This window comes from Pseudomonas sp. SDO524_S393 (assembly GCF_054071875.1).
Map to the genome: position 1 here is coordinate 1 of NZ_JBSVVZ010000022.1, position 22,669 is coordinate 22,669.

The 22,669-nt window shown below is 62.5% G+C and carries 22 protein-coding genes; 13 read left to right on the top strand and 9 right to left on the bottom strand.

What is annotated here, in order from left to right; genetic code table 11:
* Positions 1 to 157: 157 nt before the first annotated feature.
* The 3 genes from cysN to ACW9IB_RS12025 all read right to left on the bottom strand — a co-directional run bounded on the left by cysN (position 158) and on the right by ACW9IB_RS12025 (position 3,957).
* Positions 158 to 2,056, bottom strand: a complete 1,899-nt coding sequence (cysN, locus tag ACW9IB_RS12015; protein WP_457413778.1) for a sulfate adenylyltransferase subunit CysN — start codon at positions 2,054 to 2,056, stop codon at positions 158 to 160.
* Between the two features lie 13 nt (positions 2,057 to 2,069).
* Positions 2,070 to 2,987 carry a sulfate adenylyltransferase subunit CysD gene (gene cysD, locus ACW9IB_RS12020; RefSeq protein ID WP_005784641.1) on the bottom strand — a complete coding sequence of 306 codons (918 nt, stop codon included), beginning with the start codon at positions 2,985 to 2,987 and terminating at the stop codon, positions 2,070 to 2,072.
* A 211-nt stretch (positions 2,988 to 3,198) separates the two neighbouring features.
* Positions 3,199 to 3,957: a Nif3-like dinuclear metal center hexameric protein gene (locus ACW9IB_RS12025; protein ID WP_457413780.1), complete on the bottom strand. Its 759-nt coding sequence runs from the start codon at positions 3,955 to 3,957 to the stop codon at positions 3,199 to 3,201.
* A gap of 102 nt (positions 3,958 to 4,059) precedes the next feature.
* Between ACW9IB_RS12025 and algW the strand changes: the two genes are divergently transcribed.
* From algW to ACW9IB_RS12040, 3 genes are all read left to right on the top strand, one after another.
* Positions 4,060 to 5,214, top strand: coding sequence for a Do family serine endopeptidase AlgW (algW, locus tag ACW9IB_RS12030; RefSeq protein ID WP_457366678.1), 1,155 nt, complete (start codon positions 4,060 to 4,062; stop codon positions 5,212 to 5,214).
* A gap of 111 nt (positions 5,215 to 5,325) precedes the next feature.
* Complete coding sequence (locus ACW9IB_RS12035) at positions 5,326 to 7,419, top strand: TonB-dependent siderophore receptor (protein ID WP_457413781.1); 2,094 nt, start codon at positions 5,326 to 5,328, stop codon at positions 7,417 to 7,419.
* Positions 7,420 to 7,432: 13 nt separating this feature from the next.
* Positions 7,433 to 8,152: a DUF4198 domain-containing protein gene (locus ACW9IB_RS12040; RefSeq protein ID WP_457413783.1), complete on the top strand. Its 720-nt coding sequence runs from the start codon at positions 7,433 to 7,435 to the stop codon at positions 8,150 to 8,152.
* A 7-nt stretch (positions 8,153 to 8,159) separates the two neighbouring features.
* Here ACW9IB_RS12040 and hemH read toward each other — a convergent pair whose 3' ends face one another.
* Positions 8,160 to 9,182 (bottom strand): ferrochelatase, encoded by a 1,023-nt coding sequence (gene hemH, locus ACW9IB_RS12045; RefSeq protein WP_457413785.1) that lies wholly within the window; start codon positions 9,180 to 9,182, stop codon positions 8,160 to 8,162.
* 14 nt (positions 9,183 to 9,196) lie between these two features.
* Positions 9,197 to 10,096, bottom strand: coding sequence for a TIGR01777 family oxidoreductase (locus ACW9IB_RS12050; RefSeq protein ID WP_457413786.1), 900 nt, complete (start codon positions 10,094 to 10,096; stop codon positions 9,197 to 9,199).
* 214 nt (positions 10,097 to 10,310) lie between these two features.
* On the opposite strand from ACW9IB_RS12050, the gene ACW9IB_RS12055 reads away from it, so the two are divergent.
* The 10 genes from ACW9IB_RS12055 to ACW9IB_RS12100 all read left to right on the top strand — a co-directional run bounded on the left by ACW9IB_RS12055 (position 10,311) and on the right by ACW9IB_RS12100 (position 19,440).
* On the top strand, positions 10,311 to 11,297 hold the full coding sequence (locus ACW9IB_RS12055; RefSeq protein ID WP_457366673.1) for an NAD(P)/FAD-dependent oxidoreductase: 987 nt from the start codon (positions 10,311 to 10,313) through the stop codon (positions 11,295 to 11,297).
* The gene (locus ACW9IB_RS12060) at positions 11,294 to 11,509 is read left to right on the top strand and encodes a TIGR02450 family Trp-rich protein (protein WP_457366672.1); all 216 of its coding nucleotides are present in this window, start codon (positions 11,294 to 11,296) and stop codon (positions 11,507 to 11,509) included. The genes ACW9IB_RS12055 and ACW9IB_RS12060 overlap by 4 nt, the downstream gene beginning before the upstream one ends.
* Positions 11,510 to 11,621: 112 nt before the next feature.
* Positions 11,622 to 12,581, top strand: a complete 960-nt coding sequence (locus ACW9IB_RS12065; RefSeq protein ID WP_457413787.1) for a YbgA family protein — start codon at positions 11,622 to 11,624, stop codon at positions 12,579 to 12,581.
* A gap of 15 nt (positions 12,582 to 12,596) precedes the next feature.
* A complete protein-coding gene (locus ACW9IB_RS12070) occupies positions 12,597 to 13,526 on the top strand; it encodes a MerR family transcriptional regulator (RefSeq protein ID WP_457366687.1) in 930 nt (309 codons plus the stop codon).
* A complete protein-coding gene (gene phrB, locus ACW9IB_RS12075; protein WP_457413789.1) occupies positions 13,527 to 14,972 on the top strand; it encodes a deoxyribodipyrimidine photo-lyase in 1,446 nt (481 codons plus the stop codon).
* A complete protein-coding gene (locus tag ACW9IB_RS12080) occupies positions 14,965 to 15,750 on the top strand; it encodes an SDR family NAD(P)-dependent oxidoreductase (protein ID WP_457413790.1) in 786 nt (261 codons plus the stop codon). The genes phrB and ACW9IB_RS12080 overlap by 8 nt, the downstream gene beginning before the upstream one ends.
* Positions 15,747 to 16,994 carry an NAD(P)/FAD-dependent oxidoreductase gene (locus ACW9IB_RS12085; protein ID WP_457413792.1) on the top strand — a complete coding sequence of 416 codons (1,248 nt, stop codon included), beginning with the start codon at positions 15,747 to 15,749 and terminating at the stop codon, positions 16,992 to 16,994. The genes ACW9IB_RS12080 and ACW9IB_RS12085 overlap by 4 nt, the downstream gene beginning before the upstream one ends.
* Complete coding sequence (locus ACW9IB_RS12090; RefSeq protein WP_457413794.1) at positions 16,991 to 17,800, top strand: DUF1365 domain-containing protein; 810 nt, start codon at positions 16,991 to 16,993, stop codon at positions 17,798 to 17,800. The genes ACW9IB_RS12085 and ACW9IB_RS12090 overlap by 4 nt, the downstream gene beginning before the upstream one ends.
* On the top strand, positions 17,787 to 19,058 hold the full coding sequence (locus ACW9IB_RS12095) for a class I SAM-dependent methyltransferase (protein WP_457413796.1): 1,272 nt from the start codon (positions 17,787 to 17,789) through the stop codon (positions 19,056 to 19,058). The genes ACW9IB_RS12090 and ACW9IB_RS12095 overlap by 14 nt, the downstream gene beginning before the upstream one ends.
* Positions 19,059 to 19,134: 76 nt before the next feature.
* Positions 19,135 to 19,440: a YkgJ family cysteine cluster protein gene (locus ACW9IB_RS12100; RefSeq protein ID WP_457413798.1), complete on the top strand. Its 306-nt coding sequence runs from the start codon at positions 19,135 to 19,137 to the stop codon at positions 19,438 to 19,440.
* Between the two features lie 224 nt (positions 19,441 to 19,664).
* Here ACW9IB_RS12100 and ACW9IB_RS12105 read toward each other — a convergent pair whose 3' ends face one another.
* From ACW9IB_RS12105 to prmC, 4 genes are all read right to left on the bottom strand, one after another.
* Positions 19,665 to 20,183 carry an acyloxyacyl hydrolase gene (locus ACW9IB_RS12105; protein ID WP_457366664.1) on the bottom strand — a complete coding sequence of 173 codons (519 nt, stop codon included), beginning with the start codon at positions 20,181 to 20,183 and terminating at the stop codon, positions 19,665 to 19,667.
* Positions 20,184 to 20,296: 113 nt separating this feature from the next.
* Entirely contained in the window at positions 20,297 to 21,091 is a 795-nt protein-coding gene (gene murI, locus ACW9IB_RS12110; protein WP_457366663.1) for a glutamate racemase, read from the bottom strand.
* Complete coding sequence (gene moeB / locus ACW9IB_RS12115) at positions 21,084 to 21,839, bottom strand: molybdopterin-synthase adenylyltransferase MoeB (protein ID WP_457413800.1); 756 nt, start codon at positions 21,837 to 21,839, stop codon at positions 21,084 to 21,086. Before moeB ends, murI begins: the two co-directional genes overlap by 8 nt.
* The gene (prmC, locus tag ACW9IB_RS12120) at positions 21,833 to 22,663 is read right to left on the bottom strand and encodes a peptide chain release factor N(5)-glutamine methyltransferase (RefSeq protein WP_457413802.1); all 831 of its coding nucleotides are present in this window, start codon (positions 22,661 to 22,663) and stop codon (positions 21,833 to 21,835) included. Before prmC ends, moeB begins: the two co-directional genes overlap by 7 nt.
* Positions 22,664 to 22,669 lie beyond the last annotated feature (6 nt).

Here is a 22,669-nt window from a genome sequence, read left to right on the forward strand (position 1 = left end):
GCAGGCACCTCGGTACATCAGTTGAACCGAGGTGATGCTATCGCAGGCAAGCCAGCTCCCACAAAAGCCAGCTCCCACATTGACCGGGTCTGACCTTGAGAATGTAAAAAGCCCGCCACCGAGTGCTCGGTGGCGGGCTTTTTTATGCGCGTGACGCTTAGATCGCGCCGCGCTGACGCAACAGCTCCAGCACCCGCTTGACGCTGTCCTCCAGCGACAGGGCCTGGGTGTCGATCACAAGATCGGCATTCAACGGCACGTCGTACGGGAAAGACTCGCCCGGGATGTTGTCGCCACCGGCGGCATACAGACCTTGCGGATCACGCTCGGCGCACACCAGCGGCGAGGCCTGCACGTAAACGGTGAGCAGACGGTCGCTGCCGATCAGCGCCTTGGCCTGTTCGCGGCCTTCGGCATCCGGCGCCACAAACGCGGCCAGGGTCAGCAGGCCCGCTTCGTTGAACTGACGCGCCACATGGGCGGCACGACGCCAGTTCTCGGTACGCCCGGCACGGTCCTGCGGCAAGCCCTTGTTCAGGTCGTGACGCAGGTTCTGGCCATCCAGTACGAACACCGCACGCCCCATGTCGAACAGCTTGCGCTCGACGGCATACGCCAGGGTGCTCTTGCCTGCACCCGACAGGCCGCTGAACAGCACGGTGGCCGGTTGTTGGCCGAAGCGCAAAGCACGCTCCTCGGTGGCTACATGGGCCAATTTGCCGTGCTGCGCCGCGCCGCCGTGACTGACCGGCGGGGCAATGATCATGCCCGCCGCCACGGTACCGTTGGTCAAACGGTCGATAACGATGAACGCGCCGGTGGTGCGGTTGCTCTCGTAACCGTCTAAAGCGATGGCCGCATCGAGACTGACCTTCACCCGGCCGATCTCGTTGAGTTGCAGGGCGCTCGCCGGGCCTTGCTCCAGCGTGTTCACGTCAACGCGGTGCACGATGCTGGTAATGGAGCCCGGCACGTAGCTGGTGGCGCGCTTGATGTCGTATTTCTTGCCCGGCAGCATCGGCTCTTCGGCCATCCACACCAGCATGGCGTCGAAGCCATCGGTCACTTGCGGCACGTTGTCGGCATGCACCAACAGATCACCGCGGGAGATGTCGATCTCGTCTTCCATGGTCAGGGTCACGGCCTGGCCGGGACCGGCGTGCTCCAGCTCACCCTCGAAGGTGACGATGGATTTGACGCGGCTGCTCTTGCCCGACGGCAACACCACCACTTCATCGCCCTTGTGCACCACACCACTGGCCAAGGTACCGGCGAAACCCCGGAAGTTCAGGTTCGGACGGTTGACGTATTGCACCGGAAAGCGCAGGTCGGCGTAATTTCGGTCGTTGGCGATCTCGACAGTCTCGAGGATCTCCATCAGCGACTGCCCGGTGTACCAAGGCGAACGCTCGCTCTTGTTCACCACGTTGTCGCCCTTGAGCGCCGACATCGGCACAAAGGCCAGGGTGCTCGGCTTGAAAGCGATACCGTCGGCGAATTTCAGGTAATCGGCTTTGATCGACTCGAATACGCTCTGGTCGAAGCCATTGATGTCCATCTTGTTGACGGCCACCACGATGTGCTTGATACCCAGCAGCGAAGCGATATAGCTATGGCGACGGGTCTGGGTCTGCACGCCGTAGCGGGCGTCGATCAGGATGATCGCCAGGTCACAGGTGGACGCACCGGTGGCCATGTTGCGGGTGTACTGCTCATGGCCGGGGGTGTCGGCGATGATGAATTTGCGTTTGGCGGTGGAGAAGTAGCGGTACGCGACATCGATGGTGATGCCCTGCTCACGCTCGGCCTGCAGGCCGTCGACCAGCAACGCCAGGTCGATGTCGTCACCGGTGGTGCCGACTTTCTTCGAATCGCGGGTGATGGCTTCCAGGTGATCTTCGTAGATCATCTTGGAGTCGTGCAGCAGGCGCCCGATCAGGGTGCTCTTGCCGTCGTCGACGTTGCCGCAGGTCAGGAAGCGCAGCATTTCCTTGCGCTCGTGCTGGCCCAGGTAGGCGAGGATGTCCTCGCTGATCAAATCGGATTGATGCGACATTGGTGACAGCCCCTTAGAAATAACCCTGACGTTTTTTATCTTCCATCGAGCCTGCGCCATCGTGGTCGATGACACGGCCCTGGCGCTCGGAAGTTCGCGTCAGGAGCATTTCCTGAATGATGTCCGTCAGCGTCTCGGCTTCGGACTCCACCGCGCCCGTCAACGGGTAGCAGCCAAGGGTACGGAAACGGACTTTCTTTTTGACGATCCGGGCTTTGTCCTCGTCGGACAAATGCTCGAGGATGCGATCGTCGTCGATCATGATCAACGTGCCGTTCTTCTCGATCACTTCGCGCTCGGCGGCGAAGTACAGAGGCACGATGGGGATGCCTTCCAGGTAGATGTACTGCCAGATGTCCAGCTCGGTCCAGTTGGACAGCGGGAACACGCGGATCGACTCGCCCTTGTTGACGTTGCCGTTGTAGACGTTCCACAGCTCGGGGCGCTGGTTCTTCGGGTCCCAGCGGTGCTTGCTGTCGCGGAACGAGTACACGCGCTCCTTGGCGCGGGATTTCTCTTCATCGCGACGGGCACCGCCGAACGCTGCGTCGAAACCATGCTTGTCCAAGGCCTGCTTGAGGCCTTCGGTCTTCATGATGTCGGTGTGCTTGGCGCTGCCATGGGTGAACGGGTTGATGCCCTGCGCCACGCCGTCCGGGTTGACGTGGGTGATCAGGTCCAGGCCCAGCTCTTCGACCATCTTGTCGCGGAACTTGTACATCTCCTGGAATTTCCAGCGGGTGTCGACGTGCATCACCGGGAACGGCAGCTTGCCCGGAAAAAAGGCCTTGCGCGCCAGGTGCAGCATCACGGCCGAGTCTTTACCGATCGAGTAGAGCATCACCGGGTTGTCGAACTCGGCGGCGACCTCGCGGATGATGTGGATGCTTTCCGCCTCCAGCTGTTTCAGATGCGTCAGTTTGTCGACCATGGCTACTCACGGAAAAACGATCTTATGGACGGCCAACGGGCCGTGTTCGAGCGGGGCATGCTAGCACAGCACCTTCTTCTATTCAGGGAGCCTACTAGATCGAAACGGTATATGAATATGCCCCTCAGTTTGGGCCGAAACGCGGTCAAGGGTGGGAGCTGGCTTGCCTGCTCCCACACAAGCCTGCCACATCGTTGTCCGGCAGCGAGGATCAGATCGGATTCGGGCAATCGATGAACAAATGCTCCAGCGCAAAACGCCGCGCCAGGTAATCGCCCAGTGCCTGTACGCCGTAACGCTCGGTGGCGTGGTGGCCGGCAGCGATGAAGCTGATGTCGTTTTCCCGCGCGCTGTGGAACGTCTGCTCGGAGGCTTCGCCGCTCAGGTACAGGTCGACACCGGCCGCGATCGCCTGGTCGATGTAACCCTGGCCGCCGCCAGTGCACCAACCGACGCGCCGGATCATCTCGCTGCCTTCGATCAACAGCGGCTCACGCCCCATGACTTCTTGCACGCGTCGTGCAAAGTCACGGGGCGACAAGGGCTCGGCGAGGGAGCCGACCAGGCCGACGACTTTGGGGTTGCTCGGGTCCAGCGGGCCCTCGACGGTGATGTCCAGCTGGCGAGCCAGTTGCACGTTGTTGCCGACGTCGGGGTGCAGGTCTAGGGGCAGATGGTAGGCCAGCAGGCTGATATCGTGCTTGAGCAAGGTCTTCAGGCGGCGTTGTTTCATGCCGGTGATGCAGGGGTTCTCACCCTTCCAGAAGTAACCATGGTGCACCAGGATCAGGTCGGCCTGGGCCTCGACGGCGGCGTCGAGCAGCGCCTGGCTGGCGGTCACGCCACTGACGATGCGCGTCACTTGCGGGCGCCCCTCGACTTGCAGGCCGTTGGGGCAGTAGTCGGCGATTTTGGCGCTGGCGAGGTAGCGGTCCGCTTCCTCGACGAGGGTGCTAAGGGGGACAGCCATGAAAGACTCCTAAATATCCCGTTCCGAGGCGCTCGCGGCCTCGTATAATGCGCGACATTATGGGCGCTCTTGCGCCCCCTGCAACCTGTCAGGACTTACTTGATGCTCAAGGCGCTGCGTTTTTTTGGATGGCCATTGTTGGCTGGCGTGCTGATCGCGATGTTGATCATTCAGCGCTTCCCCGAGTTTGTAGGCTTGCCGAGCCTCGATGTGAACCTGCAACAGGCCCCGCAGACCAGCGCGGTGGTGCAGGGCCCGGTGACCTACGCAGACGCCGTCACCATCGCGGCCCCCGCCGTGGTCAACCTGTACACCACCAAGGTGATCAATAAGCCGGCCCACCCGCTGTTCGAAGACCCGCAGTTCCGCCGTTTCTTCGGTGACAATTCACCCAAGCAGCGCCGTATGGAATCCAGCCTCGGCTCGGGCGTGATCATGAGCCCTGAAGGCTACATCCTCACCAACAACCACGTGACCAGCGGCGCCGACCAGATTGTCGTGGCCCTGCGCGACGGCCGCGAAACCCTGGCCCGCGTGGTGGGCAGCGACCCGGAAACCGACTTGGCGGTGCTCAAGATCGACCTCAAAAGCTTGCCGTCGATCACCATTGGCCGATCCGAAGGGCTGCGCGTAGGCGACGTGGCACTGGCCATCGGCAACCCGTTCGGCGTCGGTCAGACAGTCACCATGGGCATCATCAGTGCCACCGGGCGCAACCAGTTGGGCCTGAACAGCTACGAAGACTTCATCCAGACCGACGCAGCGATCAACCCTGGCAACTCCGGCGGGGCGCTGGTGGATGCCAATGGCAACCTGACCGGCATCAATACGGCGATTTTCTCCAAGTCCGGCGGCTCTCAGGGCATCGGCTTTGCGATCCCGGTCAAGCTGGCGACGGAGGTGATGAAGTCGATCATCGAACACGGCCAGGTGATTCGCGGCTGGCTGGGCATCGAAGTACAGCCGTTGACCAAGGAACTGGCCGAGTCGTTTGGCCTGACCGGGCGCCCAGGCATCGTGGTGGCCGGGATCTTCCGTGACGGCCCGGCGCAGAAAGCCGGCCTGCAACTGGGCGACGTTATTCTGAGCATCGACGGCGAGCCGGCGGGTGATGGTCGCCGGTCGATGAACCAGGTGGCGCGGATCAAGCCGACCGACAAGGTGGCGATCCAGGTGATGCGCAACGGCAAGGAGATCAAGCTGCTGGCGGAGGTCGGCCTGCGTCCACCGCCTGCGCCGATCAAAGAAGAACAGTAAAACCTGGCCCAGGTACCCGTTCGCGGGTACCTGTAAGCACATGTTTCAAAACGAATCCATTCTCAATAGGCATGTTATATTGTTTCAATATAGATATTGGAACGCTCTACCATGCCGTCTCGAAGAATTGCCCCACTGGCCGGGTTGGCCCTGGGTTTGTTGCTGGACCCGGCATACGCCGACGACACCGTCGAACTGGACACCATCAGCGTCACCACCGACGCTTACGAATCCGCGACCGGCCCGGTCCAGGGCTATCGCGCCACCCGCTCCGCCAGCGCGACAAAAACCGACACCGCCCTTCGAGACATCCCCCAGTCCATCAGCGTGATTCCCGCCACGGTGCTCAAAGACCTGGGCAGCACGAATGTAGAGCGTGCCCTGGAATTTGCCGGCGGCGTGTCCAAACAGAACAACTTCGGCGGCCTGACCCTCTACGAATACAGCGTGCGCGGCTTCACCACCTCGGAGTTCTACCAGGACGGTTTCAGCGCCAATCGCGGCTATCCCAGCACCCCGAACGCAGCCAATATCGAACGCATCGAAGTGCTCAAGGGCCCCGCCGCCAGTCTCTATGGACGTGGCGATCCCGGCGGCACCGTGAACATCGTCACCAAGAAACCCCAGCCCGACGCCTTCGCCACCCTGCAAACCAGTGCCGGCAGTTGGGACCGCTATCGCACCGCCCTGGATGTGAATACGCCCCTGGATGCCGAAGGCCGCGTGCTGTCGCGGATCAACCTGGCGGTGGAAGACAACCACAGCTTCCGCGATCACGTAGATGCCAAGCGCGTATTCGTCGCGCCGTCCTTCAGCTGGCAACTCGATCCGGACACCAACCTGCTGGTGGAAAGCGAATTCGTGCGCCATCGCTCCACTTTCGACCGCGGCATCGTGGATGCCCCCGGACTCTCACGCTCAACCTTCCTCGGCGAGCCCAACGATGGCGACATCGCCAACCACAACAACCGTCTGCAAGCCACCCTTGAGCACCACCTCAACGACGCCTGGAAACTGCGCCTGGCCAGCCACTACAAACAAGGCAGCCTGTGGGGTGACGCCTCGGAAAACCGCGCACTGAATAGCGACGGTCACACCCTCAGCCGCCGCTACCGCGAGCGCTCCACCGGCTGGCACGACAGCATTACCCAGTTGGAACTGCGCGGCCTGTTCGACATCGGCAGTTGGCAGCACGAACTGCTGATCGGCACCGAATACGAGGACTACCGCAAGAAGGAACGGGTAACAGCCATCGCCGGCAGCCCCTACGCCATCGACATCTACAACCCGGTCTACGGCCAACCCAAACCCAACGGCGCCCGCTCCGGCACCGATTTCTACGAGCAGACCAAAAGCCATGCGCTGAACCTGCAAGACCAGATCGTCTTCACCGACCGCCTGCGCGGCATGCTCGGCGCACGCTTCGAGCACTTCGAGCAAAGCACCGACGACTTCACCCGCAACCACGCCAAGAGCCGACAAACCCACGACGCCCTCACCCAGCGCGTCGGCCTGCTCTACCAGCTCACGCCAGAAGTCGGGGTGTTCGCCAACGCCTCCACTTCGTTCAAGCCCAACAACGGCCTGGACGCCGCCGGCAAATCCTTCAAGCCGGAAGAAGGCACGGGCTTTGAAGTGGGGATCAAGAGCGAGCTGTTCGACGACCGTCTCAGCACCACGCTCGCCGCGTTCCATATCGAAAAGGAAAACGTGCTGACCCTCGATCCCGCCACCAATACCAACCGCGCCATCGGCAAGGCACGCAGCCAAGGCCTGGACCTGCAGTTGACCGGTCAGGTGAGCGATGCGGTGCGGGTGATCGGCGCATTCGCATACATCGACGCCGAAGTCACCAAGGGCGACAAGGCCATCCCCGCCGGCAGCCGGATCCTCGGCGTGGCCAAACGCAGCGCCAGCCTGCTCGGTGTGTACGAGTTCCAGGACGGCGCATTGCGCGGCTCAGACCTGGGCGCTGCGCTGACCTACGTGGGCGATCGCTCCGGTGAAGCCGGCAGCCAATTTGAACTGCCCGCGTATCACACCGTCGACCTGCTCGCCCACTACAAGGCCACCCCGGACATCACCGTGGGCTTGAACCTGAATAATCTGTTCGATGAAAAGTACTACGAGCGCTCCTACAGCAATTACTGGGTCAACCCCGGTGAGCCGCGCAATTTCACCGTCAGCCTGACCCTCAACCTGTAAAAGGACACCCCCCATGCGCACCCTCGCCCCCCTGGCCCTGATCGGCCTGCTGTTCGCCACTCAAGCCTCGGCCCACGGCCTGTGGACCGAACAGCGTCGCGGCAATATCGAAGTGATCTACGGCCACGGTGCCGAAGACAATGCCTTCAAGGCCCGGAAAATCAGCGGCGCCTGGGCGTATGACGTCGGCGGCAAGATGATCCCGGTCACCGTGGAGCGCCTGGCCGACCACGCGCGCCTAAAGCCCCTCAAGTCGCCCGCAGTGCTGGCGGTAGCACTCGACAACGGCATGTGGTCGCAGACTGCGGATAAAAAATGGATCAATCAGGGACGCACCCAGGTGCCGGGAGCGATCGAATCGATACAGACCTTCAAATACAGCCTGGCGATTTATGAGCCGGGGGCCAAACTGCCGGCGTTGAAGCAGATCAAGCTGCTGATCCTGCCGGAAGCCGACCCGCTGACCGTCGGCCCGGGCCAGTCGTTACCGGTACGGGTGCTGCTCAACGGCCAACCGGCCGCCGGCGTCAAGTTGATTGGCGACTACCGCAACGCCCCCAATACCCTGAGCACCGAGACCGACAAGGATGGCCGCGCCCAGGTGGTGGTACGCAATGAAGGGCTGAACGTGATTGCCGCGCAGGTAGAGGTACCGCTCAAGGGCAACGCCGATGTGGCCACCGAGGGGCTGTTCACCTCGCTGACCTTCCTCGGCGAACCCCACCACGAATGACCGAACCCTAACGGTCAGACGGCGCTCGTTCACACAGCGTGTTGAGCGCCGCTGCCCACTGCGGATCATCATTGAGGCACGGCACCAGCACCAACTCCTCACCGCCGGCTTCGCGGAACTGCTCCAGACCCCGATCGCCGATCTCTTCCAGCGTCTCGATGCAATCGGCAACAAACGCCGGGCACATCACCAGCAGCTTTTTCACGCCCTCACGGGCCAAGGCATCCAGACGCGCTTCGGTGTAAGGCTCGATCCACTTGGCCCGGCCCAGCCGCGACTGGAAAGCCACCGACCACTTATCCTCCGGCAACCCCATGCGGGCGGCGAACGCCCGTGCCACGCTGAAGCATTGCCCGCGATAGCAGGTGGCGCGCACTTCGGGCGACGCGTTCGCGCAGCAATCGGTAGCCCCATCGAAGGTATGTCCCGGGTTGAGTTTTTTCAGGTGCCGCTCCGGCAAACCATGGAAGCTGAACAGCAGGTGATCGTAGTTCTGCTGCAAGTGCGGTTTTGCACTGGCTACCAGCGCGTCGAGGTATTCGGGTTGGTCGTAGAAGGGTTGCAGGGTGGCAAATTGCAGGTCGAGTTTATGGTCGCGCACCACGCGCCGCGCCTCTTCCACCACGGTGGTCACGGTGCTGTCGGCAAACTGCGGGTACAGCGGCGCCAGAGTCACTTTGCGGATGCCCTGACCCGCCAGACGGGTCAGCACGCTTTCGATGGACGGTTCGCCGTAGCGCATGGCCAACTCCACGGGACCTTGGCGCCATTGCGCGGTCATCTGCTGTTGCAAGCGGCGACTGAGCACCACCAGCGGCGAGCCCTCATCCCACCAGATCGAGGCGTAGGCGTGCGCCGACTGTTCGGGACGCTTGATCAGGATCAGCGACACCAGCAAGCGCCGCACCGGCCAGGGCAGGTCGATCACATAAGGGTCCATCAGAAACTGATTGAGGTAGCGGCGTACATCAGCCACCGAGGTCGAGGCCGGCGAGCCGAGGTTGATCAGTAACAACGCGTGATCCGTCATGCAACATCCTATCTCTAGAGGCGGCTGGACAAGTCGTCCAAGGCCGCACGCAACTCAGTGAACCGGAACGTGAAACCGGCGGCCAGCAAGCGTTCGGGAACCGCCTTCTGGCCGCCCAGCAGTAACCCGGACAGCTCGCCCAACCCCAGCTTCAACGCAAAGGCCGGCATCGGCATGAACGCCGGGCGGTGCAGCACCTGGCCCAACGTCTTGGCAAACTCGCGATTGCGCACCGGGTGCGGCGCGCAGGCATTATAAGGACCACTGGCATCCGCCTTGTGCAGAAGAAAATCAATCAGGGCGATTTGATCATCGATATGCACCCACGGCATCCACTGCCGACCATTGCCGATAGGCCCGCCCAGCGCCAGCTTGAATGGCAACAACAGCCGCGACAAAAAGCCGCCCTGCGCCGCCAGCACCAGGCCGGTACGCACCAACACCACGCGGATACCCAAGGCTTCGGCGCGTTGGGCGGTCTCTTCCCAGGCAATACAGAGCTGGCTGGGGAAATCGTCCAGCACCGGGCCGCTGGCTTCGGTCAATTCACGCTCGCCGCCATCGCCGTACCAGCCTACCGCCGAACCGGAAATCAGCACGGATGGTTTGTGTTCCAGACTCTCAAGCCACGCCAGCAAGGTTTCGGTCAAACTGATGCGGCTGCTCCAGAGCAGCGCCTTGCGCTTGTGGGTCCAGGGGCGGTCGGCGATGGGCGCACCGGCCAGGTTGACCACCGCATCCACCGGGTCGGTCACTGCATGCAGATGTTCAACACCGGCCACCTGAGCACCGCAGAGACTGGCCACGGTGTGCGGATGGAGGCTCCATACCGTCAGGCGATGGCCCTGGGCGAGCCAGTGTCGGCAGAGTTGGCGGCCGATCAAACCAGTACCGCCGGTCAGCAAAATATGCATGGGACCCTCCTCATGTAACGTTCGCCGCCGATCACTGGTCTATTTTATAAGCAGGGATCATTTTGTTACTCGGGCGTCACGCAGGTTTAAGCCTTGAGCTTTAACCATAGGTCACGCCGTAAGAACAGGTAAGCCAAAACTTATACCAAAAAACAATATTGTACAGCTATTGGTGTCGGCGTAGTCTGTACCCAACGGTAAAACGAGGCCTCCCATGACTGTTCCCATCGCGATCATCGGCACCGGCATCGCCGGTCTCTCCGCCGCCCGAGCGTTACGAGACGCGGGGCACGTCGTACAACTCTTCGATAAAAGCCGCGGCAGCGGTGGTCGCATGTCCAGCAAGCGCAGCGATGCCGGCTCACTGGACATGGGCGCCCAGTACTTCACCGCCCGCGACCGGCGCTTCGTCAACGAAGTGCAACGCTGGCAGAGCAACGGCTGGGCCGAACAGTGGAAGCCCCAGCTGTACAACTTCAAATCCGGCCAACTCACCCCCTCCCCCGATGAACAGGTCCGCTGGGTCGGCACACCCCGCATGAGCGCCATCACCCGCGCGCTGCTCGACGACCTGCCCGTGGCGTTCGGCTGCCGCATCACCGAAGTGTTCCAGGGCAAGCAGCACTGGAACCTGCTCGACGCCGACGGCGGCAGTCACGGTCCGTTCAGCCACGTCATCATTGCGACGCCCGCGCCCCAGGCTACCGCCCTGCTGGCCGCGGCGCCCAAGCTGGCAAGCGCCGCCGCCGGCGTGAAAATGGAACCGACCTGGGCCATCGCCCTGGCCTTCGACAAACCGCTGGATACCCCGATGCAAGGCTGCTTCGTGCAAGACAGTCCCCTTGACTGGCTGGCGCGCAACCGCAGCAAACCCGGGCGCGACACCACCCTCGACACCTGGGTGCTGCACGCCACCAGCGCCTGGAGCAAGGCCCACCTGGACTTGTCGAAAGAAGCCGTGATCGAACACTTGCACGGTGCCTTCGCCGAACTGCTGCACAGCGCCATGCCTGCGCCGTCGTTCAGCCTGGCGCACCGCTGGCTCTACGCACGACCGTCCGCCAGCCATGAGTTCGGCGTGCTGGCCGATGCCGACCTGGGCCTCTACGTGTGTGGCGACTGGTGCCTATCGGGCCGGGTGGAAGGCGCATGGCTCAGCGGCCAGGAGGCTGCACGACGCTTGATCGAACACCTTCAATGAACCGCATCAACCCCGCCAAACTGCTGCTGTCGAAGTGGACAGCGGCACGCCCGCAGCATCGGGAAAAACACTTTCTGGTCACCGAACTGTTTCGCGATGACGAAGGCACCGTGCTGGACATCGAGTTGCAAGCCGTCATGACCCGCCGCGCCGAACGCCTGCCCTGGCAAACCCTGCAGAACGCCGAAGACTGGCGCATCGGCTGGAAATAGGCCGCCGGTAAAAAGTTGTACAAAGAATTTGACTTGTACAGCATCAAACCTATGATGAGATCTAGTTGTACAAGCTTTGAATTTTGTACAGGAATCTTGCAGAGGTTGGCTTATGTTCGGCACCGTCAAACCAAAAATCGCCGTCAGCGCCTGCTTATTGGGCGAGAACGTGCGCTTCAACGGTGGGCATAAACAATCGCTGTTATGCAGCCAGACGCTGGCTGACTATTTTGACTTCGTGCCATTGTGCCCCGAAGTCGCCATCGGCCTGGGCATCCCGCGCGAGCCGATCCGCCTGGTGGGCGACCCTGCACAGCCACAGGCCGTAGGCACCGTGCACCGCGAGTTGAACGTGACCCAGCCACTGGATGACTACGGCCAACAGATGGCCCAGGAACACACCGACCTGTGCGGCTACATCTTTATGCAGAAGTCGCCCTCCTGCGGCCTGGAACGGGTCAAGGTATACCGCGACAACGGCACCCCGGTGGACGGCGGCGGTCGCGGCATCTACGCCCAGGCGTTCTGCGCGCGCCACCCAAACCTGCCGGTGGAAGAAGACGGTCGGTTGCACGACCCGGTATTGCGGGAGAACTTCCTGACCCGTGTTTTCGTGTACGCCAGCTGGCAACAACTGCTGGCGGACGGCCTGAGCCGTCACCGCCTGCTGGCCTTTCATGCGCGCTACAAATACCTGCTGATGGCCCACAGCCCGGCGCATTACAAAAGCCTGGGCCACCGGCTGGGCAGCATGACCCGGGACACCGATCTGGAAACCCTCGCCGCCGGCTACTTCAGCGAGCTGATGAGCGGCCTGAAAAAATGCGCCACCCGAGGCACCCACACCAATGTGCTGCTTCACATCAGCGGCTACCTCAAACAGGCCATCAGCGCCGACGACAAACGGGAAATGCAGACCGTCATCGGCCAATACCGTCACGGCATCGTGCCGCTGGTGGTGCCGCTAACCCTGCTCAAGCACCACTTTCGCCAACACCCGGACCGCTACATCGCACAGCAGGCCTACCTGCAACCGCACCCGGAAAACCTCAGCCTGCGCAATGCGATATAACCCATGAGAAGCATGATCAAACCTGCCCTGCAAGACGAACCCGGCGAAGACATCGCCCAAGCCCTCAAAGAGGGCTGGTTGCCGATTCGCGAAGTGGCGCGTCAAACCGGCGTCAATGCCGTGACCTTGCGCGCCTGGGAACGTCGCTACGGACTGATCGTGCCCCAGCGCACGCCCAAGGGGCACCGGTTGTTCAGTGCCGAGCATGTGCAACGCATCCACAGCATCCTGACCTGGCTCAATCGCGGCGTGCCGGTGAGCCAGGTCAAGGGCCTGATCGACTCCGCCCTGAGCGTTCCCGATGCCGTCGAAAGCGAATGGCATACCTTGCGTCAAAACCTGGTGCAGGCCATCAGCGAACTGACCGAGCGCCGGGTCGACGATGCCTTCAACCAGGCCATGGCGCTCTACCCGCCGCGCACCCTGTGTGAGCAACTGTTACTGCCGTTGCTGGAGGAGCTCGAACAGCGCTGGCAGGGCCAGTTCGGCGCGCAGATGGAGCGGGTGTTTTTCCTGTCCTGGCTGCGCAGCAAATTCGGCGCACGCATCTACCACAACAATCGCCAGTTGCACGGCGCGCCGCTGTTGCTGATCAACCATTCCGACCTGCCACTGGAGCCGCATCTGTGGCTGAGCGCCTGGCTCGTCAGCAGTGCCGATTGCCCGGTGGAGGTTTTCGATTGGCCGCTGCCCGCTGGCGAACTGGCCCTGGCGGTGGAGCGCCTGCAACCGCGCGCGGTGCTGCTGTATTCGAGCAAGGCCATGCACCTGCCGACCTTCACCAAATTGCTGGGCGGCGTCGGCTGCCCGCTGTTGATCGTCGGACCAACGGTATGCATCCATCAGGCCGAGTTGACGGTATTAGCCCGTGACCTCCCGGAATTGTTCATGGCCGAGACCCTGTTGTCGGCCCATCAAACCCTGATCCAGCGTGGGCTTATCTAAATGCATCTGATCTGGCTGCGCACCGACCTGCGCCTTCACGACAACACAGCCCTGACCGCCGCCAGTCAGCGCGGCCCGATGGCGGCTGTGTACTTGATCACGCCCGAACAATGGCTGGCCCACGATGATGCACCGTGCAAAGTCGACTTCTGGCTGCGCAACCTGCAAGCCCTCAGCCAAACGCTGGGCGAGTTGAATATCCCGCTGCTGATCCGCACCGCCGCGACCTGGGACCAGGCACCCGATGTACTGAGCGGGTTGTGCCGCGAACTCTCGGTGGAATCGGTGCACGTCAATGAGGAATACGGCATTCATGAAAGCCGTCGCGACGCGGCGGTGACCCGGGCGCTGGAAGCCCAGGGCGTGAGCTTTCACAGCTACCTGGACCAGCTGTTTTTCCAGCCCGGCAGTGTACTGACCAAAACCGGCTCCTACTTCCAGGTGTTCAGCCAGTTCCGCAAGGTGTGCTACACGCGATTGCACAGCAGCTTGCCGCGTCTGGTGACCGCGCCCAAAGCCCAGGCGAGACTCAACCTGAAAAGCGACCCGGTCCCGCAAACCGTCGATGGCTTCGCCCCGCCCAGCGAGGCACTGCGCGCGCTCTGGCCTGCCGGTGAAGAAGAAGCCCGTCGGCGCCTCGACGCTTTCGCCGACCAGCAGATCAGCTACTACAAGGACGAACGGGACTTCCCCGCCAAGCCCGGCACCAGCCAGCTGTCGGCCTACCTTGCCGCAGGCGTGGTGTCGCCACGCCAATGCCTGCACGCCGCATTGCAAACCAACCAGGGCGAATTCGAAAGCGGCGACCTGGGCGCCGTCACCTGGATCAATGAGCTGTTGTGGCGCGAATTCTACAAACACATTCTGGTGGGCTACCCACGGGTGTCCCGCCACCGCGCGTTTCGCCCCGAGACCGAAGCCGTGGCCTGGCGCAACGCGCCCAAGGACCTGGCCGCCTGGCAGGAAGCGCGCACCGGCCTGCCGATCATCGATGCGGCCATGCGCCAACTGCTGGAGACCGGCTGGATGCACAACCGCCTGCGCATGGTGGTGGCAATGTTCCTGACCAAGAACCTGCTGATCGACTGGCGCGAAGGCGAGCGCTTCTTCATGCGCCACCTGATCGATGGCGATCTGGCGGCCAACAACGGTGGCTGGCAATGGAGTTCGTCCACCGGCACCGACTCGGCGCCGTACTTCCGTATTTTCAGCCCCTTGAGCCAATCGGAAAAATTCGACAGCGAAGGCGTGTTCATCAAGCACTGGCTGCCGGAACTGGCCGCGCTGAACAAGAAGGAAGTGCACAACCCCGAGGCCGTCGGCGGTTTGTTCGGCGTGGCGGATTACCCGCGCGCCATCGTCGATCTGAAAAAATCCCGCGAGCGCGCCCTGGCCGCGTTCCGCAGCCTGCCATCGCGCCAAGCCATCGGAGCCGAGCATGAGTGAGTCCACCACGCCTCGTCGTTACTGGCTGACCGGCGCCAGCAGCGGCATCGGCGCCGCACTGGCTATCGAACTGCTCGAGAGCGGCGCCCATGTCGCGGTCAGCTCGCGCACCAAGGCGCCGCTGGAAACCCTGGCGAAACATTACCCGGGACGAGTGCTGGTCGTGGCGGGCGACCTGACCGACAGCCAGACCGTGCGCGAAATCGGCGAACACATCGCCAGCGCCTGGGGCGCACTGGACACCGTGATCCTCAACGCAGGCACCTGTGAATACGTAGACGCGCGCCAGTTCGACTCGTCGATCATCGAGCATGTGGTGCGCACCAACCTGCTGGCCAGCAGTTACTGCATCGAAGCCGCACTGCCGCTGCTGCGCGCCGGGCACACGCCCCATCTGGTCGGTCTCGCCAGCGCGGTGACCTATCTGCCGATGCCCCGGGCCGAGGCCTATGGCGCGTCCAAAGCCGGTTTGCGTTACCTGTTCGAGTCCCTGCGCATCAGCCTGTCGCCGGAAAACATCGATGTCACGGTGATCAGCCCGGGCTTCGTCGACACCCCGCTGACCCAACGCAATGACTTCCCGATGCCCCTGAGCTGGCCTGCCGACAAGGCCGCGCGGCATATCTTTGCCCAGTTGCAAAAACGCCCGTTGGAAATTGCCTTCCCCGCGCTGTTCATCGCCGCGCTGTGGCCGCTGTCGAAACTGCCGAACCGCGCGCAGTTGATCATCGGCAAACGCATGCTGCGCAGCTCGCCACCGAAGAAGGACACGCCGTGAAGATCGCCATCATCGGCAGTGGCATCTCCGGCTTGACCAGCGCCTACCTGCTCAGCCGCCGTCACGACATCACCCTGTTCGAAGCGGGCGAGCGCATCGGCGGGCATACCCATACGGTCAACGTCACTGTCGAGGGCAAAAACCATGCGGTGGACACCGGCTTCATCGTGTTCAACGACTGGACCTATCCGCACTTCATGCGCCTGCTGGAGCAGATCGGCGTACGTTTCAAACCCACCGAGATGAGCTTTTCGGTGTGCGACGAAAACACCGGCTTCGAATACAACGGCAATAACCTCAACAGCCTGTTCGCACAACGACGCAACCTGCTGTCGCCGGGTTTCTGGGGCATGTTGCGCGACATCCTGCGGTTCAACCGCGAGGCTCCCCTGGACCTGGAGCAACAGCGCATCGACGCCGACATGACCTTGGGCAACTACCTTGAGGCAAAGGGCTACGGCCCGCGATTCACCCTGCATTACATCATGCCGATGGGTGCGGCGATCTGGTCGATGTCCTTGGTGGACATGCTGAAGTTTCCGCTGCAGTTCTTTGTGCGGTTCTTCAAGAACCACGGCTTGCTCTCAGTGAACAATCGGCCGCAGTGGTGCGTGATCGAGGGCGGCTCCAGCCAGTACATCGAGCCTCTGACCCGCGGTTTTCACAAACAGATACGCTTGAATTGCCCCGTGCATCTGGTCGATCGCGATGCACAGGGCGTACTTGTCCACAGCGCTGCCGGAACCGAAGCCTTCGACAAGGTCATCTTCGCCTGCCACAGCGACCAGGCCCTGGCGCTGCTCGCCGACCCCAGCCAGGCCGAACAGGACATTCTCGGCGCCCTGCCCTACGCCGACAACGACGTGGTGCTGCACACCGATACGCGCCTGTTGCCCGCACGCAAACTGGCCTGGGCCAGCTGGAATTATCGCCTGAACAGCCATACGCAAAGTCGCGCGGCGGTGACGTATGACATGAACATTCTGCAAGGCATCCACAGCGCCACGACCTTTTGCGTCAGCCTCAACCAGACGCCCCTGATCGACCCGCAGAAAATCCTCTCCCGGCATACCTATGCCCATCCGCAATACAGCCTCGCGGCGGTGGCCGCCCAACAGCGCTGGGAAGAGTTGTTCGGCACACGCCATACCTTTTATTGCGGCGCCTACTGGGCCAACGGTTTTCACGAAGACGGCGTCACCAGCGCGTTGCGCGTGGCTGAAGCCTTTGGAGAGCACTTGTGAACAGTGCCCTGTACAGCGGCTGGATCGCCCATCGCCGGTTTGCGCCCAAGGCCCATGCCTTTCGCTACCGCATCGGCCTGCTGTACCTGGATTTGAGCGAAGAACACGAAGTGCTCGGGCTTTCGCCCCTGGCCGGGCGCAGCTGGCTGGCCCCCTTCGGTTTTCGTCAGCAGGATTACCTGCGTGAATGGACGCGCAGCGGCATGAGCTTGATTGATGCCGTGCGCCAGGAAGTCGGCAAGGCACTGGGGCATACGCCCCGGGGCGTAATCTGCCTACTGACCCAGGCCCGCAGTTGGGGCCTGGCTTTTAACCCTGTGAGTTTCTTCTACTGCTTCGAGGCCGACGGACGATTGGCCGCGATCCTGTGTGAAGTGACAAACACCCCATGGCGCGAGCGCTACCACTACGTGTTGCCGGCCATGGCCCTCGACTTGGGTGAGCATCAGCATTTTGCCGTGGCCAAGGCGTTTCATGTGTCACCGTTTTTGCCCCGCGACCTGGAATACCGTATGAGTTTCAGCGCGCCCGCCGCCCGGCTGGGCGTGCACATGGCCGACTGGCAAGGCACGCAAAAAGTCTTCGACGCCACCCTCAGTCTGCAAAAGGAAGCGCTGAACCGCGCCAGCCTGCATCGCTATCTCTGGCGCTTTCCGTGGATGACCGCCAAGACCGGTCTTGCGATCTACTGGCAGGCCCTGCGCCTGTTGCTCAAACGCACACCGATTTTTTCCCATCAGGCCGCCGATGGCGCCTCTCGTACCGCTGTCGGGTCTTCCAAGGATCGCCGCCATGAAATCCCCTAGCTTATCGGTCAAGCCCCATCGCCTGAACGTCAACGGCATGACCTGCGCCCTGCTGCGCAAGGCGGTGCTGCGCCAGCTCGGCCAACTGCGTCACGGCCAACTGGTGCTGATCGAGGAGGGCGAGCGTCAAGTGTTCGGCGCCCGGGAATCCAGCCTGCTGGGCGAGATCCAGGTTCTTGACCCGGCGGTGTGGGGCCTGGTCGCGGCCAACGGTTCCATCGGTGCGGGCGAGGCGTTCATCCACGGTTACTGGAGCAGCCCGGACCTGACGGCGGTGGTGCGCGTGATGGTCAGCAACCTGGAAGTGCTCGACGCGATGGAAAGTGGCCTGGCTCGGCTGGCACGCCCGTTCACCCAGGCGCTGCATTGGCTCAACCGCAACACGCGCAAGGGCTCGCAGAAAAACATCGCGGCCCATTACGACCTGGGCAATGAGCTGTTCGAAGCGTTTCTGGACCCGACCATGATGTATTCGGCGGCGCAGTTCCTGTCGCCCGATGACAGCCTGGAACAGGCACAACTGAACAAGCTGGAGCGCATCTGCCAGAAGCTGTCGCTCAAACCCACCGACCACTTGCTGGAGATCGGCACCGGCTGGGGCAGCATGGCATTGTATGCAGCGCAGCATTACGGGTGCGCGGTCACCACCACGACCCTGTCCAAAGAACAGTTCGCCTACACCAAAAAACGCGTCGAAACCTTGGGCTTGCAGGCACAGGTAACGGTACTGTTGCAGGACTACCGCGACCTGACCGGCCAGTACGACAAGCTGGTGTCCATCGAGATGGTCGAGGCGGTCGGCCATCGTTTCCTGCCGACCTACTTCAAACAGTGCGCGCACCTGCTCAAGCGCGACGGCCTGATGCTGCTGCAAGCCATCACCATTCGCGAACAACGTTTCGAGCAGGCCAGGCGCAGCGTCGACTTCATCCAGCGTTATATTTTCCCCGGCGGCGCCCTGCCCTGTGTGCAGAACATCTTGCAGATCGTCAGCCGCGACACCGACATGAACCTGCTGCACATGGAGGATTTCGGCCTGCACTACGCCCGCACGCTGCGCCTGTGGCACGAGAACTTTCGCCGCGCCCACGTTCGCTTGGGGGAGTTGGGCTACGACGAGTATTTCCTGCGGCTGTGGGAGTTTTACCTGTGCTACTGCGAAGGCGGCTTCATGGAGCGCACTATCGGCACCGCGCAATTGCTGCTGGCCAAGCCCTCGGCGATCAACCCGCCACTGCTCGGGCGCTTCGATGCCTGACCGGCAGCGCAGCCCAAGCGACCAGCGGCGCTGCTTTAACTTGCAGCTTGCGTCCTAAAGCTGGAAGCTGCGCGCCATGCTCAAGATCCCCCACACCCAGATCGCCGAACCCGCCGTCACCTGCTCGACATGCGCGGCCTGCTGCTGTCAGCTGGAAGTCATGTTGATCACCGACACCGGCGTGCCGCAGCGCTATATCGATACCGACGATTGGGGCGGCGAAGTGATGCTGCGTCTGGATGATGGTTGGTGCGCGGCCCTGGACCGGGACACCATGAGGTGCACGATCTACGAGCGGCGACCGCTGATTTGCAGGGAATTCGAAATGGGCGCGCCGGAATGCCTGGAGGAACGCCAGGGCATTGCAACGGCGTATCGCTGATCGCGAGCGACTGTCTTGGCAGACTCTCTGCTCGCCATGCCGCCGTCTTCGCAGGCAAGCCAGCTCCCACATTGGAGCTACAGGGTTGGCCAGAAAGCGCTCGCCACAATGGCCCTGCTGGCAGAACTCTCCCTGACACCGCCCCCCTGTGGGAGCTGGCTTGCCTGCGATAGCCTCACCTCGGCCTCGCCAGTTCAAGCCGGCTCCTGCAGGGATTGGCGTATTTACAGCGGCAAGGTGTAGTGCAGCGAGTAGCTCTCTACCCCATCGTTGTTGCTGCTGATGCCCGCGTTGGAATAGTGCGTGGCGCGAATGCCCACTTCATGCCCGCCGGCAAAGCGCAGGCCGAAACCCAGGCGGTCTTCGAACTGGAAAGCCTGGCCGATGTTGTTGTCTTCGACCCGCGTGCGCGAGAACACTGCCACACCGATCCCCGCCTCGATGTAGGGTTTGACCGATTGCCCGGCGAACTCATACACAAACACCGGCGAGAACGACAGGCTGCTGACGCTGGCGCGCTTGTCACCGTCCCAATAGGTGTAGGCGCCGCTCCAGTAGCCGGTCAAACGACCCGTATCGCTTTGCCACCAGCTTTTATCCCAGTCCGATGTCAGCCCCAGCCGATAAGTCATGGTCGAATCACTGGTACTCCCCACCCCCAACTCCAGGCCGGCGGCCTGCGCCGAAACCGAGTGTCCCACTACTACGGCCGCAATCGCGGCCAAACAGAACAAGCGCTTCATAAGAAACAATCCTTTGAGAACGACGTTTTATGGTTTTGTGCTGACTATCTCGCTATAGAAGCTGGCGTGCAGACAGAAGTTCCAGCTTACAACCCCGGTATTTCACGAATTTTTCACGCTCGAAAGCTTCGCACAACGCCGGGATATTTCCATAGAGTCGGCAGGATATTTCTTAGATGATCCGCATCACCGCTGGTCCAGAACTGTGCAGATCCGGAGGGGCCGCTGGCCAGCAGGTCACGCTCGCCCAGCAGGCGCTTGAGCTGACGGGCCACCGCCGCGCCGGTGTCGATCAGGATGATGTTGGGGGGCAGCATTTGCGCCAGCAGTGGCTTTAGGAAAGGGTAGTGGGTGCAGCCGAGGATGATGGTGTCGCAGCCGGCGCCAAGCAGCGGCTCGATATAGCCCTGCAACAGCTGACGCAGGGCGGGGCTGTTCAGATCGCCAGTTTCAATCAGTTCCACCAGGCCCGGGCAGGGCTGGGTGACGACCTTCACGTCGGTGGCAAAGCGGTCGAGCAGCGCAGCGAACTTGGCGCTTTGCAAGGTGCCGGTGGTGGCCAACACGCCGACCACACCACTGCGAGTCGCCGCGGCTGCGGGTTTGACCGCAGGCTCCATGCCCACCAAGGGCCAATCAGGATAATCCTGACGCAGGTCGGCGACGGCAGCGACCGTCGCCGTGTTGCAGGCGATCACGAACGCCTTGGCGCCCTGCCCACGGAAAAACTCGGCGACCCGTCGCGAGCGTTCGAGAATGAACGCCGGGGTTTTCTCTCCATAGGGGATGTGCCCGCAATCGGCCACGTACAGCAATGATTCATGGGGCAGCAATTGCTGGATTTCATCCAGCACCGACAAGCCACCGATGCCGGAATCGAACACACCGATGGGCGCGTCCTTAAGCATGTTGGCTCCCGCAGACACTGCAAGCCGGGTCACGCTTGACGCGCAACTCGCGAAAGCGCGTGTTCAGCGCATCGATCAACAGCAGGCGGCCCACCAGCGGCTCGCCAAAACCGGCCAGCAACTTCAGGGCCTCCAGGGCTTGCAGGCTGCCGACCACGCCCACCAACGGGCCGACCACACCGGCTTCGCTGCAAGTCAGTTCGGTGTCGCTGCCGTGCCCGTATAAACAGTGGTAGCACGGGCTCTCGGCACGACGCGGGTCGAACACCGACAACTGCCCTTCCAGGCGAATCGCCGCGCCGCTGACCAACGGCTTGCCGGCGGCAACGCACGCAGCGTTGACGGCTTCGCGGGTGGAGAAGTTGTCGCTGCAATCAAGCACCACGTCCACCGCCGCCACGGCTGCCGCGAGGGAATCGGCATCCAGGGCGCGGCGATGGGCAACCAGGCTGATCTCGGGGTTGATGGCGCCGAGTCGACGCAGGGCCGAGTCGACCTTGGTCTGCCCGACGCTGTCGGTGTCATGGATGATCTGGCGTTGCAGGTTGGTCAGGTCGACGGTGTCAAAGTCCGCCAGGTGCAACTCGCCCACACCGGCAGCGGCCAGGTACAACGCCACCGGCGCGCCCAGGCCACCCAGGCCGATGATCAGCGCTCGAGCGTTTTTGAGGCGCAATTGGCCGTCGATGTCGACATGCTGCAACAGAATCTGCCGGCTATAGCGCAACAGCTCCTGATCGGTCAGCACGGGTGGCGTCCCAAGGTGATGCGTTCGTGACCGCCGAGGTCTATACGGCTGTGGACCTCTTCAAAACCCCGGCTCAGCATCAGGTCCCGTACTGCCGGGGCCTGGTCGTAACCGTGTTCCAGCAACAGCCAGCCGCCCGCCGCCAGGTGGGCCGGGGCCTGCTGGACGATCAGGCGCAGGTCGTCCAGCCCATCGTGGCCGGCTACCAGCGCACTGGCCGGTTCGAAACGCACATCGCCCGCCACCAGGTGCGGGTCGTTGTCGGCAATGTAAGGCGGGTTGCTGATGATCAGGTCGTAGACGCGGCCTTGCAGAGCGCTGAACCAGTGGCTGTTCAGCACCGTCGCATTATTGAGGTGCAAGCGCTGGCGGTTGCGTTCGGCCAGGGCCACGGCGTCCAGAACACGGTCGACCGCCGTCACCTGCCAGGCCGGACGCTCGCTGGCCAGGGCCAGGGCAATCGCACCACTGCCGGTGCCCAGGTCGAGCACCCGGGTGGGCGTGGCCGGCAACAACTCCAGCGCGGCTTCCACCAGCAGTTCGGTGTCCGGACGCGGGATCAGGGTGTGCGGTGCGACCTCCAGGTCCAGTTTCCAGAAGCCCTGCTGGCCGAGAATATAAGCCACGGGCTCGCCGCCACGGCGGCGTTGCAGGTAGTCGGCAAAGGTCAAGGCGTGCTCGGTGCTGACGATTTTTTCCGGCCAGGTGTGCAGATAGCTGCGTGACTTGCCCAGGGCGGCGGCCAGCAACAACTCCGCATCCAGACGCGCAGTGGGCGAGTCGGGCAGGTCGGCGGCGCGCAGCAGGCTGGCGATGATGGTCATTTATTC

Excerpts from the sequence above, each read along its gene's own strand:
- cysN (WP_457413778.1), bottom strand. The coding sequence starts at position 2,056 with ATGTCGCATCAATCCGATTTGATCAGCGAGGACATCCTCGCCTACCTG.
- cysD (WP_005784641.1), bottom strand. The coding sequence starts at position 2,987 with ATGGTCGACAAACTGACGCATCTGAAACAGCTGGAGGCGGAAAGCATC.
- ACW9IB_RS12025 (WP_457413780.1), bottom strand. The coding sequence starts at position 3,957 with ATGGCTGTCCCCCTTAGCACCCTCGTCGAGGAAGCGGACCGCTACCTC.
- algW (WP_457366678.1), top strand. The coding sequence starts at position 4,060 with ATGCTCAAGGCGCTGCGTTTTTTTGGATGGCCATTGTTGGCTGGCGTG.
- ACW9IB_RS12035 (WP_457413781.1), top strand. The coding sequence starts at position 5,326 with ATGCCGTCTCGAAGAATTGCCCCACTGGCCGGGTTGGCCCTGGGTTTG.
- ACW9IB_RS12040 (WP_457413783.1), top strand. The coding sequence starts at position 7,433 with ATGCGCACCCTCGCCCCCCTGGCCCTGATCGGCCTGCTGTTCGCCACT.
- hemH (WP_457413785.1), bottom strand. The coding sequence starts at position 9,182 with ATGACGGATCACGCGTTGTTACTGATCAACCTCGGCTCGCCGGCCTCG.
- ACW9IB_RS12050 (WP_457413786.1), bottom strand. The coding sequence starts at position 10,096 with ATGCATATTTTGCTGACCGGCGGTACTGGTTTGATCGGCCGCCAACTC.
- ACW9IB_RS12055 (WP_457366673.1), top strand. The coding sequence starts at position 10,311 with ATGACTGTTCCCATCGCGATCATCGGCACCGGCATCGCCGGTCTCTCC.
- ACW9IB_RS12060 (WP_457366672.1), top strand. The coding sequence starts at position 11,294 with ATGAACCGCATCAACCCCGCCAAACTGCTGCTGTCGAAGTGGACAGCG.
- ACW9IB_RS12065 (WP_457413787.1), top strand. The coding sequence starts at position 11,622 with ATGTTCGGCACCGTCAAACCAAAAATCGCCGTCAGCGCCTGCTTATTG.
- phrB (WP_457413789.1), top strand. The coding sequence starts at position 13,527 with ATGCATCTGATCTGGCTGCGCACCGACCTGCGCCTTCACGACAACACA.
- ACW9IB_RS12080 (WP_457413790.1), top strand. The coding sequence starts at position 14,965 with ATGAGTGAGTCCACCACGCCTCGTCGTTACTGGCTGACCGGCGCCAGC.
- ACW9IB_RS12095 (WP_457413796.1), top strand. The coding sequence starts at position 17,787 with ATGAAATCCCCTAGCTTATCGGTCAAGCCCCATCGCCTGAACGTCAAC.
- ACW9IB_RS12100 (WP_457413798.1), top strand. The coding sequence starts at position 19,135 with ATGCTCAAGATCCCCCACACCCAGATCGCCGAACCCGCCGTCACCTGC.
- ACW9IB_RS12105 (WP_457366664.1), bottom strand. The coding sequence starts at position 20,183 with ATGAAGCGCTTGTTCTGTTTGGCCGCGATTGCGGCCGTAGTAGTGGGA.
- murI (WP_457366663.1), bottom strand. The coding sequence starts at position 21,091 with ATGCTTAAGGACGCGCCCATCGGTGTGTTCGATTCCGGCATCGGTGGC.
- prmC (WP_457413802.1), bottom strand. The coding sequence starts at position 22,663 with ATGACCATCATCGCCAGCCTGCTGCGCGCCGCCGACCTGCCCGACTCG.